Origin of the sequence: Streptosporangium sp. NPDC006013, from assembly GCF_040614275.1 — a bacterium.
Classification (GTDB): domain Bacteria; phylum Actinomycetota; class Actinomycetes; order Streptosporangiales; family Streptosporangiaceae; genus Streptosporangium.
Genome location: NZ_JBEXUE010000014.1, coordinates 38,886 through 51,350, shown reverse-complemented (window position 1 = coordinate 51,350; position 12,465 = coordinate 38,886). Strand labels below are relative to the sequence as shown.

Below are 12,465 nucleotides of genomic sequence, written 5' to 3'. Positions count from 1 at the left end.
TTTCCCCTTCGTGCCACAGGGATTGAGTTCGAGCTGCCGGGACAGACTGTTGCTGATCTTCCACCACTCCTCGCCCTCCACGATCGGTCCCGCGGTCGCTGCGGGCTCGGTCAGCAGGAACCCCTTGGGGATCTCGGCGGCGCCCGCGCGGGCCACGCCGGTTCCGCCCAGCAGCGATCCGATCACCACTACTGTTGCCATCGCTTGGTTGATCACAACTGTTGAGACGTGGGGCTTTCTCGACGGGTTCCCCGCCTCCTCACGACGAGTTGGGCGCAGGAGGAGCCTCCCGCAACTCGCCCCTGGCGAGGATTTGATCTGGCTGCCGGGGTTGGGGTCTCCCGGGCCCCATCGGGGATGGCCCCGGCGCGATCTTGCACCTCGGCCGGGCGCACCGTCACCGCCCTTCGCCAACGGCTCGAAGCTCGTGGGCGGACAGGAAGAGGAGGGCGAGTGGCAGGCGATGAGGAGCGTCGACGAAGTCGCCCTCCGGGTGAAGAAGGCACTGGGCGTCGAATGACCTGATGACACACCACCGGTGTCCGGACTACAGAAGGAAGCTCAGACCTCGTGTCGCAACGCTCATCGGCATGAGCGTGCACCGGTAGCCCGTCCAGGTCCGGCACGGCGCCCGCGAAGTGAGAGCCGTGCCGTCGAACGGGAAAACGGCGGCAACAGGACTCCGCCGCGACGGGCTACGCGACCTTGCCGACCGGGGCGGTCCAGGTGTTGCACGACTTGGGGTTGCCGGTGGAGTGGCCCCGATTGAACCAGTAGGCCAGGTTGGCACCCTTACCGAATATGTCGAACTTGCTCTTGTCCGCCTCGGCCTTCGCCAGGCCCGCCAGGCGTTTGGCATCCTTGGCGGGGTAGCCGAGAGCGGGCCACAGGCTCTTGGCGGTCACTCCGCTGATGCACTGTGCCTGCAGGTTGTAGCGGCGAAGCTGTTCGGACATCTCAGTGCCGTCGTCGGCGTGCAGGGCGTTGTAGGCCTCGGCGATGTCGACCATGTTCAGCACGTGCTCGCCGTACGCCGAGCTCAACTGCGCAAAAATCTGAACGTCGTCGGACGCCTTGATCCAGTCAGCACGGATCTGCACGATGAAGTTGGCGTGTCCTCCGCAGTAGAAGACCGCTGATTTCTTCGGGCTCAGCGTCCGCCCTCGGCAGTCGGTCTTGTACTTGCCCTTCATCTCCACCAGGGTCGGGACGAACGGCAGGTTGGCTTCCTTGAGGTAGGAACCCCAGGTGTTGTTCAGGCAGGAGATGATCGCGTTGACGTGTTTCGTGACCGAGGCCAGGGTCTTTCCCTTGGCGGGTTTCTTCGCGCATGCCGCGCCGGGGAGCTTACCGGCGGCGTAAAGAGAGTTGTTGGTCAAGTCCGGGGCATCGTTGACCGGATATGCGTAGGCACTGGTCGTACCGGAGAAGAGCAGGACGGACGCCCCGGCAGCCACCATGATCGCACGAGTCTTCATGGCGATGAACATTAGGGGTATATGTCTAGAAGTGGTAGGTGTTTGACATATGTCCGCTCCTTCCCTTATCTCGGAAATGAGCAACTTGGGCTGCATCACCCCCGGGTCGCTCACTGATCCCATGGCAAGGCGTTGTGACCTATGCGCGTCATACGTATCTCTTGAGCAGCACAGCACCATGAAGATGGGCAGGGAAGCGATTTAACGCGGCCTGTACGGCGCGCACGGCCGCGGTTGGCCGACCAAGTGCTCGGGGCCGTACTGGGAGCAGGTCTCCGCCAGGCGTGTCTCGGCCTCGACCGGCACGGCTACCATTCATGATCGTGTCGATGCGGCTGAACCTGGCGAAGATCGATGTCGAACTGCTGGAGTCCGTACGGGCGAACCCCGCCCTGATCGGCACGGTCCTCTTCGACGGCGGGCAGACGCCTGCCGGCTTCCAGCGGGAAACCGACATGTTCGGCGATGACTACCGGACCCTCGACACCATCGCGGAGGGCAGGGCCGAGGCCGAGCATGGGAGTGCGCGATGGAGGACGCGCGTCCCCAGGTGAGCGGCCTCACACCAGCGGATGCACCTCGGGGTGTGCCTCCCACCAGCGTCCGAAGAGAGGATTGTCGTGCACATGGTCGATGAACGCCGCGGCAAGGCCGCGATAGAGCGCCCCGGCGGTCGCATCGCCCAGGCGGTCCCTGTGCCACGCGACGAGCAGCCGTGCCACCTGTGGCTCTCCCATGAGCGGTCGTACGGCGGTGCCCGGCGCCTCGGTCCAGCAGGGATCGACCAGCCGCACGCCGTGCCCGTCCGCCACCAAGGGGCGGCCGGCACCGCTCGGCGCCTCGAAGCGTAACCTGGGTTCGAAACCGGCCGCCCGGCACGAGGCCCGCAGCGCGGCAAGGGAGCCGTCGTCGGCTCCCGGAGGGCTGATCCACGCCTCGTCCTTGAGGTCGGCCAGCCGGATCTCCTCGTTTCCCGCAAGCGGGTGCCCCGCCGACAGGGCGACGAATATCGGATACCGATATACCAGCGCCCGACTGGTGACCGGCGGCGCCAGCGTGACTTCGAAGCCCTCGATGACGCCGAGCAGCGCCGCGTCGAGCCGCCCGTGCGTGAGCGCCTCCGCCAGCAGCGCCGTGGAGGGCTCGATCCGTAGTGAGATCTCGCGCCCGGGCAGGACGTCGCCGACCCGGTTGACGATGCTGCCTACGCAACCGACGTGGACCGAGCCCAGCCGCAGGGATCGGGCCTCCGACGGCCCATGCAGATCGCCGAACAGCGCGTCGACCTCGGACAGGACGATCCGGGCGCGGGCGATGACCTGGCTGCCGAGCGGTGTCGGCTCCACCCCGGAGCGGCTGCGGACGAAGAGCTCGCCCCCGACGAAGGTCTCTATCCGGCGCAGCAGGTTCGTCATGGCCGGCTGGGAAAGCCCCACCTGGGCCGCCGCTCTGGTCAGGCTGCCCGACTCCGCTATCGCACAGATCATACGGAGATGACGGATATCGAGATCCATAACCAAGAATTATGCGTGCTTTTATGACCGCTGATTTGGTTTCGTCACCAAACTACGGGCGGCAACACCTTTTCGCTCTCCGAGATCCCTGAGCCACGTGGCCCGCCGGTCCGACAGGACCCGGCGGAGCCCCCGCCGCGTCCTGGCCCGTTCCGGCCGCCGCGGCATCCCCTGTCACATCCAACCTCACGCTCGTTCTTCCACACCCCCCGGAGGTTGCTCGTGGGAATCACCCCACCCCTGCGCGCGCTCAGAAAATCGTCACTGACCGCGCTCGTCCTCGTCCCGGTCCTCGGCCTGGGGCTCGCCCTACAGCCGGCGGCCGCATCGGCCGCCACCGAGCCCATCGCCAAGCCCGTCGTGACGGCATCCGCGGGTAGGACGCCGCCCCCCGCGCCGGCGCTGCTCGCGACCGACGGCACCGACCACGTCCAGCGTTCTCCGCTCCCGGTCAGCGAACGGGCGCCGATGCCCTCCTCCAACGAGCGGCTGCGCCATGACTACGACCGGCCCGAGCCCGCCCCGGCGCACCCGCGCCCGTCCATGAAGGAGAAGGCGAAGTCCGCCGCCACGGTGCAGGCGGCCGCGTGCAACGTGAGCGACTTCACCAGCCGGACCGGAAGCGCCCTGGTCCAGCAGATCAAGTCGTCCACGACCGACTGCGTCAACACCCTGTTCAGCCTCACCGGCAGCGACGCCTACTACGCCTTCCGCGAGGCGCAGATGAGCAGCGTCGCGTACGGCCTGCGTGACAACGGGTCGTACTACCCCGGTGACAACTCCACCGGCACCGCTCAGCTCGTGCTCTACCTGCGCGCCGGCTACTACGTGCACTGGTACAACGCGTCCACCGTGGGCACGTACGGCTCGTCGCTCAAGACCGCGATCGAGGCGGGCCTGGACGCCTTCTTCGGCAACTCCAAGTCCTCGACGGTGAGCGACGCCAACGGCGAGGTGCTGGCCGAGGCGGTCACGCTGATCGACAGCGCCGAGGAGAACGACCGCTACCTCTACGTGGTGAAGCGGCTGCTCAACGGCTACAACAGCTCCTACAACGCGAGCTGGTGGATGCTGAACGCGGTCAACAACGTCTACACGGTGCTCTTCCGCGGCCACCAGCTCCCGGCGTTCGTGACCGCCGTCCAGGCGGACCCCAGCGTGATCGACACGCTGTACGGCTTCGCCGACAACAACTGGAACCTGCTCGGCACCGACCAGAGCTACCTGGCGTCGAACGCCGGCCGGGAGATGGCCCGCTTCCTTCAGGAAACCGCCCTGCGGTCGAAGGTGCGGCCGATGGTCAAGGCCCTGCTCGACCGCGGCGACATCTCCGGGACGACCGCGCCCATGTGGGTCGGCGTCGCTGAGATGACCGACTACTACGACAAGGCCAACTGCTCCTACTACGACACCTGCGACCTGCAGGCGCGGCTCGCGGCCGCCATTCTGCCGATCCGGTACACCTGCAGCTCCAGCATCACGATCCGTGCGCAGGCCTTGACCTCCGCGCAGCTCACCACCGCCTGCAACAGCCTCAAGAGCCAGGACACGTACTTCCACAACCTGGTGAACGACGGCAACCGCCCCGTGGCGAACGACAACAACACCACCATCGAAGTCGTCGTCTTCCACTCCAGCACCGACTACCAGAACTACGCCGGGACGATGTTCGGCATCGACACCAACAACGGCGGCATGTACCTGGAGGGCGACCCGGCCGCGGCCGGTAACCAGCCGCGCTTCATCGCCTACGAGGCGGAGTGGCTGCGGCCCGCGTTCGAGATCTGGAACCTCAACCACGAGTACACCCACTACCTCGACGGCCGGTTCGACATGTACGGCGACTTCACCGCCGGCATCACCACCCCGACCATCTGGTGGATCGAGGGCTTCGCCGAGTACGTGTCGTACTCCTACCGGAACGTGACCTACGACGCGGCGATCACCGAGGCGGCCAAGAAGACGTACACGCTCAGGACGCTGTTCGACACCGACTACTCGCACGATACGACCCGCATCTACCGCTGGGGTTACCTGGCCGTGCGATACATGTTCGAGAAGCACCCGGCTGACGTCACCACCGTCCTCGGCAACTACCGGGCGGGCAACTGGAGCGGCGCCCGCACCTTCCTGACCAGCACCATCGGCACCCGCTACGACAGTGACTGGTCGAGCTGGCTCACCGCCTGCGCGTCCGGCTCCTGCTCGGGCGGCGGCAGCACGAACAAGCCGCCGACCGCGAACTTCACCTTCACCGTCAGCGGCCTCAACGCGACCTTCACCGACACCTCGACCGACTCCGACGGCACGATCGCCTCGCGCTCGTGGGAATTCGGCGACGGCACGTCCTCGACCGCGGCGAACCCCACCCACGCGTACGCCGCGGCGGGCACCTACCCGGTGAAGCTGACCGTCACCGACAACGGCGGAGCCACCGCGTCGACCACCAAGCAGGTGACCGTGACGTCCGGAGGCGGCACCCTGCCCGAGTGCACCTCGTCCGACACCAGGGAACTGGGCAAGAACTGCCAGCGCGGCAACGTGTCCGCGACCGCCGGTAACCACGCCTACTTCTACCTGTACCTCCCGGCCGGCACTACCAGGATCGTCATCACGTCGTCTGGCGGCACCGGGAACGCCGACCTCTACTACAGCCCCAGCACGTGGGCCACGAAGTCGGCGTACACGCAGCGGTCGACCAACTCCGGCAACAGCGAGACCCTGACGATGACCAACCCGGCGGCCGGCTACCACTACATCAGCCTGTACGCCACCACCGCATTCTCCGGGGCCTCAGTGAAGGCCGAGTACTGACGCTCACCGCCGCCTCATAACGGCTGATCATCCATGCCGGGACCGGTCCCCACGTCCGGTCCCGGCCCTCGGCACCGCCGGCCGGGTCTCGACGCCACAGAGATTTCACCGCGGCACCGGCACTACGCAGTACCGACACACCCCGGCCGGGACCGGCTCACGCCGGTCCCGGCTCTGCGATTTCATATGTGGACTTCGGCATCCGCCTGCTCTACCGGACGCTCGCGACGTTCAAGGCGGAGCCGGGCGCGGCCGTTGGAATACGGCGACGGCACCGTCGCCGGCCTGAGCCCGCGTGCCAAGAACGTCGATGTCTCGCGGCACGGACGCTTCGCGGCGTGGCGCGAGGGCGGGGCCGGATGGCTTCTCGACGCCCGGACACGTACCGCGGTGCGCCTGCCAGGCCGGGAGACGGACAAGGTGAGCATCTCCAATGCCAGGTACCTCCATTGGAAGACGGCGGACGGCTACCACGTCCTGGATCTGGCTGCCCTGAACGACCGGGGTTGAGCGCCCTCATCTCCGGTGGAGACCGGAGCCGGGCTGTGCGGCCGGGACGCTCCCCCGCATGATTTCTCTTTCCTCCCGGTTCGGGAAGCCTTAGGACAGAGCAGGGGAAAGCTCTCTTGTGGCGGTCGTTTCACCGGGCATGGGGGCCACCGACGGCCGTGCCCCTCCACCGGCACGGGTGGAGGGGCTCCGGGTCAGGGGATCAGCCCGGGGGGAGGTTGCCGTTCTTGGCGACCGGCAGGGCCAGCTGGCTGGCGCCGCTGAGGGTGGCCTGCTCGACCGGGAGGCCGGCGAGGACGGGGTTGATGTGCCGCAGGGTCAGCGAGACCGTGGGCAGGGCCGGGGTGACGATGTCGAACTTCTCCAGGTCGATCCACCGGACGATGTTGAACACTTCGCCCGGGATGTTGTCACCGGCCTTCTGCACCGGGACGCACAGCTGGCGGGCGTAGAGGACCTGCGCGCCGTGCGTGGGGATCACCGGGGTCAGGACGGGGTTGAGCTGGCGCAGGGACACCTGCTGGTTCAGCGGGTTGTTGGGGGTGATGCCGTAGCACTTGAGGTCGATGTGGCGGACGAGCGACAGCACCTCGGCGGGTGGGGCCACGTTGTTCTTGATGACCGGCACGCACAGCTGCTGCGGGGTGTTCATGGAGATCTGCGTGCGCGGCAGGCTCTGGAACAGCGGGTTGAGGTGGCTGAGCACCAGGCCCGTGGTCACCGTGGTGCCGGAGATCTTGTAGCAGGCCAGGTCGATGTACTTGATGAAGTCGAGCGCGGGCGACGGCGGCGTCTGGGTGTTCTTGGCGACCGGGACGCACAACTGCTCGCGCTGGCCGAGGGTGACGGTCTCGACCGGCAGGGTACTGAGCACGGGATTGATGTGCCGCAGCGTGAGCGTGGTGGCGGGCGGCTGGTACGGGTTGGTCTTGAAGCATTCGAGGTCGAGGAAGGCGGTCAGATCCTTTGGTGTCGGCAGCGCGAGGGCGGTGGCGGGCGGCACACCGAGGAATGCCACGGCGAGCACCGCGACGACGGCGGATGTGAGGCGCCGGAGCATCGGTTTTCTACGCCCGTGAATTCCGGTTACGGCTCGGTCCATTGTGACTCCAAAAACCTGGGGGGTGGCCTTCTTAACGCCGAGTGTGTGCCGCCACGGCCGGACTTTCAATATTGTTACCACTTTTTGTTATGCTCAAAATTCGGGTCGGCGGGCCGGGGAGTTATCATCAGACATAAAAGCGTTGCCGGTCCGCCGGTAATCGGCACACGGTGGCTTTATCGAGGCTCCACCGACCCGATGGCGCAGACCACCACAAAAAAGCGCACCGGGGTGGGTTGACATGAGAACGGCCTCCCAGTAGGGCCGAGACACCCCAGAGATTCCGGACAAATCACTTGATATGGCTGTAAAAGCCCAAGGGAGAAGCCGCGGCGGGGTGGGCGACGGCCGATCACTACCGCACCGAAGCGATCGAGAACGCGGCACGGACCTTCACCATTGAAAAGGACGCGACCTTCCGCTCCGACAGGGGCTCGAACTGCACGTCCGGTGAATTCGGTATCGCCGAAGGGATCGAACACCTGGAGGCCCGTCGGCCGTACCGGCGCATGTCACGGTAACGCCATGGCCAAATCGTTCTTTTCGGCGTTGAAGAATGAATGGCCGAGGCGGTACTTTTTCACCGGCCGGGCAAGGACCTACCGGGCCGCGATCCGTTATATCGATGGCCACCACGATCGGCGCCGACTTTATTCGCCTGTCGGTCACCGGACGCCGTTCGAAGTCCTCGACGAGTACACAGCGCTTCGGCCGGTCACGCGGTTCACGGCCGCGGTTTCCGCCGCCCGAAATGATCCGGGCGGCTCGCCGGCCGTGCCCTCATCCGCTCGGCGGTCATGCCGCCCCGTCACCACTCGGCACCGCGAACTCGGTGGGATGCCAAGGCGGTGCCCGTCACCCCTTTCCCAAGATATGTTGGAAATGTCATAATCCCAACATGTCTTGGGAAAAGGGTGACGGCCTGGTGCCGCTGCGTGCGTTGGCGAACCCGCTCCGGATCCGCATCGTGTCGCTGCTCACCGGCGCGTCCATGTCGGCCACCGAGGTCGCGGAGGAGCTGGGCATCGCCCACGCCTCGGCCAGCTACCACCTGCGCCAGCTGGCCGAGGCCGGCTTCCTGCAGCAGGTGGACGAGCGACCGCCACCGGGCGGCAAGGGCAGACCCCGCCGGCTCTACCGTTACGACCCCTCCAGCGGCATACGGCTGGACCGCGCGAACGGCCGGCAGCTCCTGCACGAGGCGCTCGCCACCGACCTGGCCCGACGCCTCGCCCAGACCAGGCTGCAGCGCATGTCCATGGACGCCGAGGTATGGCTGGATCGCGCCGTGTGGGAGGAGATCGTCGGGTTGATCGAGCAGGCGGTCGCGCTGGCCCACGACAAGGCCGGGCCGCCCCGCTCCGGCGACCGGGTCAAGGTGAGCATGACCGCGATCCTGCTGGAACTCGATGACGTGCGATGACCCGCCTGCTGATGGCGTGCGCGGGAGCGTGCTTCCTGTCGCTCGGGCTGCTCATCCCAACGATCCCCAAGTACGTCACCGGCCCGCTGGACCAGGGGCCGGGCCTGGTCGGCGGTTGCCTGGCGATCACGGCCGGGTGCGCCGTGCTCTTCCGCCCGCTGGCCGGTCGGCTGGCCGACCGGCGCGGCCGCAGGGCGGCGGCCTGCACCGGCGCCGCACTGCTGGCGATCACCTCCTTCGCCGTGCTCATGGCCGAGTCGCTGCCGCTGTTCCTGGCGTGCCGGGCCGTCGCGGGAGCGGGGGAGGCTCTGACCTATGTCGGTCTGGCCGCCGCGGCCAGCGATCACGACCGTCCGGGCGCCGCGATCAACCGCTTCTCCATCGCGGTCAACGCCGGCCTGCTCGCCGGACCGGCGCTCGCCGAGGCCGGCCATTCCGTCGCCGGCCTGCGGGCCACATGGGCGCTGTCCGGAGCCGTCGCCCTCGCGGCCTTCGTGGCCTGCCTGTTCCTGCCCGCGGGCCCGGCGGTCGCCGGCGATCCCGCCGGCACGAGGAAGGCCGGGCCGCTCGTGCATCGCGCGGGACTGCGTCCCGGGCTGGCGTACTGGGCGTCGGTGTGGGGATACACCGCCTTCGGCGCCTTCCTCCCGCTGCACGTCGCCGCGCTGGGCGGGAGCGGCAGCGGCCCGCACTTCCTCGTCTACGGCTGCGTGCTGCTCGCCGTGCGGCTCGGCGGCCAACGATGGACGGACCGGATCGGCCCGCGGGGGACGGCGACCGCGGCCCTGCTGGTCACCGCGGCCGGGCTGGCCCTGCTCGTCGCCTGGCCGTCCGTGACCGGGGCGCTGGCCGCCGCGGCGGTGATCGGCGCCGGGCAGGCGCTGGGGCTTCCCGCGTTCCTCACGATGGCGGTGACCGGTCTGCCCGCCGCGCAGCGCGGCTCGGCGGTGGCCACCACGACGGCGTTCTTCGATCTCGGGTTCATGACGGCCGCGCTCGCGCTGGGCGCCATCGTGCAGTCGTCCGGCCTGGCCTACGGCTTCGCCGTCGCGGGCTGTGTGCCGGCCCTGGCGCCGCTGCTGTTCCTCTCCCGCTCTCGCAAGGCCCGCAGGACATCCCCCCAAGGAGACAGCCATGACCATTCCCACCACTGAGCTGGCCGGCTACGCCGACGTCGTCTTCGACGTCGCCGTACCGGTCGTCGCCGGCGACCGGGTGCTGATCAACGCCGAGATCGAGCACGCCCCGCTCGCCCGCGCCCTGGCCGAGGCGGCATACGCCCGGGGTGCCCGCTATGCCGACATCTGGTATTTCGACCCCTACGCGAAGCGATCCCGGGTCCAGCACGCGGACCCGGCCACCCTGAACGAGGTCCCGGCCTGGCTGGACGCGCGCAACGAGGAGCTGGCCCGCCACTGCGGCGTCCTGCTCAACATCCGCGGCGTCGCGGCACCGGATCTCCTCGCCGGGCAGGACCCGGTACGGGCGGGCCTGGACCGCATGCCGTACCTCACGTCGAGGCAGCGGCTGCAGCTCGGCAACCTCGTCCGCTGGGCGATGGTCCCCTGCCCGACCGCGGAATGGGCGCGCGCGGTCTTCGGGGAGCCGGACGGAACCCGCCTCTGGCAGCACCTGCGCCCGATACTGCGGCTGGACCGGCCCGATCCCCGCGCCGCCTGGGAGCAGCGGATCGCCGAGTTGCTGGGCCGCGCGGAGGTGCTGAGCGGGATGCGGCTCGACGCCGTCCGGTTCGAGGGGCCGGGCACCGACCTGACCATCGGCCTGCTCCCGGACGCGCACTGGACCGCGGCGCGCCTCGAATCCGTGCGGGGGCACCGCTTCCAGGCCAACCTCCCCACGGAGGAGGTGTTCACCACGCCTGACCACCGCCGGGTGGAGGGCACCGTCCGTTCGACGCGGCCACTCGCGCTCAACGGGAGCGTCATTCGCGACCTGGAGCTGACCTTCACCGGTGGGGTGGTGACGGAGGTGAGGGCGAGTGCCGGCGCCGACGTGGTCCGCACCCACCAGGCGACCGACGCGGGCGCGGCCCGCCTGGGCGAGCTGGCCCTGGTCGACGGCTCGTCGCCGGTCGGGCGATCGGGCCTCACCTTTCTCGAGACCCTGCTGGACGAGAACGCCACCTGCCATCTGGCCTGGGGTGCCGGCCTGCCTCCGGGCGTGCCCGAGCACCTGCGCGAGCGGGACGCCGCCGGGCTCGATGCGGCCGGGGTCAACCTCTCCGGTGTGCACGTCGACTTCATGGTGGGCGGTCCCGACGTCACCGTCACGGGGATCGGGCACGACGGCGGCGCGATCGAGTTGCTCCGCGACGACGAGTGGCAGGTCTGAGTCGAAGACGAGTCCGCGGATCCGGTCACGGAGCCGGGTCCAGACGGTCTCGTGCTGCCGGCGTCCGAAAGATCGTGCGTCGCATCCAACGGACGCGCCATGGACCAACCAACACAAGAATATCTATTGTGCACTGAGTTCACGATACGCTTTACTTGTGATGCACGCCCACCTTCGAAAGGGAGCCCCGCGACAGCCTCGCCCTACGGGTGCGTCTCGCGTGGCCTCCCATCGCGATCACCAGCCGAGCCTTTATTAGGACCCCGACTTGCCGACAGCTTCCCGTACGCAAAGACGAAGCGTCCCGAACAACAGCGCAATCCCAGAGGAGATGCCTGATGTTCCGCCAGGTCACGCCAATCACAGGAATATTGTTCCGCTCTCCCGGAAATTTCGCCCCGCCCTTTTAGGTAAGCCGGACAAACGCCATATATCTACACCGATAACCATCTAACCTGGCAACCACATATTCCAGGGTGCAGCTTCTAACAGCTTCACATCGATGACTCAAGGCGCTTAATCCGTGATAAATGATCAAATCCCCGTCAGGTGGCCCATTGGCACCCTCATGGACAGACTCAGCCCAGAGGAGCGGAAGGAACTTCTGGGTCTCGTGCCGTCGTCCCCTCGACAGGCCGGCGAACCACTCATATATCAAGGAGATCGAGAGAGGTCCGAGGTCTATCTACTGAGATCCGTCCCAGGTCAGCGGCTCACGGCGTGCGTGAAGGTGACGGCCTACCTGGAATCGGGCGGAGCGGCCATATTGGGCATCCGCGTCAGCGGCGATGTGGTCGGCGAACTGGCAGCTCTGCGCAGAGAGCCAAGATCGGCCATGGTGACCGCGTGCAGTCCGATGTTGGTGCACGTCATCCGCGCAGAGGCGTTCACCGACTTCCTCGATCGCCATCCGGCGGCATGGAATGCACTGGCCAGGATGATCGCCGACCAGCTCGACTGGGCCAACCGCAGAAGAACCGACTTCGCCCAGTTCAGCGTTCCCGTACGGGTCGCGAACGTGCTCGTGGAACTTTCTGGCCGGCATGGAGTCGACAGGGTAGACGGAAAACGGGACCTGGGAGTCGATCTTACCCATGAGGAGATCGCCAATCTCGTCGGGGCCAGAAAAGACGCCGTCTTCAAGGCCATCCGACGTTTCAAGGAGCTTGAACTGATCGACCCCGGTCATCGCAGGAAGCTCGTCATCGACCCAATCGGTCTGGCCAATTACCGGTAAAGCGTACTGGTACGTCTTGAGGCGATGCGATCTTC

General features: G+C 67.3%; 11 protein-coding genes. 7 read left to right on the top strand and 4 right to left on the bottom strand.

The window, feature by feature from the left end:
* Together ABZ260_RS04295 and ABZ260_RS04290 are read right to left on the bottom strand one after the other, a co-directional pair.
* Positions 1-201: hypothetical protein (locus ABZ260_RS04295; RefSeq protein WP_355612832.1), on the bottom strand; the 201-nt coding region annotated here is incomplete at its 3' end.
* Between the two features lie 494 nt (positions 202-695).
* On the bottom strand, positions 696-1,478 hold the full coding sequence (locus ABZ260_RS04290) for a neutral zinc metallopeptidase (protein WP_355612829.1): 783 nt from the start codon (positions 1,476-1,478) through the stop codon (positions 696-698).
* 323 nt (positions 1,479-1,801) lie between these two features.
* On the opposite strand from ABZ260_RS04290, the gene ABZ260_RS04285 reads away from it, so the two are divergent.
* Positions 1,802-2,032 (top strand): hypothetical protein, encoded by a 231-nt coding sequence (locus ABZ260_RS04285; protein WP_355612826.1) that lies wholly within the window; start codon positions 1,802-1,804, stop codon positions 2,030-2,032.
* A gap of 6 nt (positions 2,033-2,038) precedes the next feature.
* On the opposite strand, the gene ABZ260_RS04280 is transcribed toward ABZ260_RS04285, so the two are convergent.
* Positions 2,039-2,992 carry a LysR family transcriptional regulator gene (locus ABZ260_RS04280; protein ID WP_355612823.1) on the bottom strand — a complete coding sequence of 318 codons (954 nt, stop codon included), beginning with the start codon at positions 2,990-2,992 and terminating at the stop codon, positions 2,039-2,041.
* A 222-nt stretch (positions 2,993-3,214) separates the two neighbouring features.
* Between ABZ260_RS04280 and ABZ260_RS04275 the strand changes: the two genes are divergently transcribed.
* The gene (locus ABZ260_RS04275; protein ID WP_355612820.1) at positions 3,215-5,806 is read left to right on the top strand and encodes a collagenase; all 2,592 of its coding nucleotides are present in this window, start codon (positions 3,215-3,217) and stop codon (positions 5,804-5,806) included.
* 255 nt (positions 5,807-6,061) lie between these two features.
* A complete protein-coding gene (locus ABZ260_RS04270; protein ID WP_355612817.1) occupies positions 6,062-6,316 on the top strand; it encodes a hypothetical protein in 255 nt (84 codons plus the stop codon).
* 202 nt (positions 6,317-6,518) lie between these two features.
* On the opposite strand, the gene ABZ260_RS04265 is transcribed toward ABZ260_RS04270, so the two are convergent.
* Positions 6,519-7,376: a hypothetical protein gene (locus ABZ260_RS04265; RefSeq protein WP_355612814.1), complete on the bottom strand. Its 858-nt coding sequence runs from the start codon at positions 7,374-7,376 to the stop codon at positions 6,519-6,521.
* Positions 7,377-8,316: 940 nt separating this feature from the next.
* On the opposite strand from ABZ260_RS04265, the gene ABZ260_RS04260 reads away from it, so the two are divergent.
* From ABZ260_RS04260 to ABZ260_RS04245, 4 genes are all read left to right on the top strand, one after another.
* Complete coding sequence (locus ABZ260_RS04260; RefSeq protein WP_355612811.1) at positions 8,317-8,841, top strand: helix-turn-helix domain-containing protein; 525 nt, start codon at positions 8,317-8,319, stop codon at positions 8,839-8,841.
* A complete protein-coding gene (locus ABZ260_RS04255) occupies positions 8,838-9,995 on the top strand; it encodes an MFS transporter (RefSeq protein WP_355612809.1) in 1,158 nt (385 codons plus the stop codon). The genes ABZ260_RS04260 and ABZ260_RS04255 overlap by 4 nt, the downstream gene beginning before the upstream one ends.
* Positions 9,976-11,193, top strand: coding sequence for an aminopeptidase (locus tag ABZ260_RS04250; protein WP_355612806.1), 1,218 nt, complete (start codon positions 9,976-9,978; stop codon positions 11,191-11,193). The genes ABZ260_RS04255 and ABZ260_RS04250 overlap by 20 nt, the downstream gene beginning before the upstream one ends.
* Before the next feature lie 568 nt (positions 11,194-11,761).
* On the top strand, positions 11,762-12,430 hold the full coding sequence (locus ABZ260_RS04245; RefSeq protein WP_355612803.1) for a Crp/Fnr family transcriptional regulator: 669 nt from the start codon (positions 11,762-11,764) through the stop codon (positions 12,428-12,430).
* The last annotated feature ends 35 nt before the right edge of the window (positions 12,431-12,465 follow it).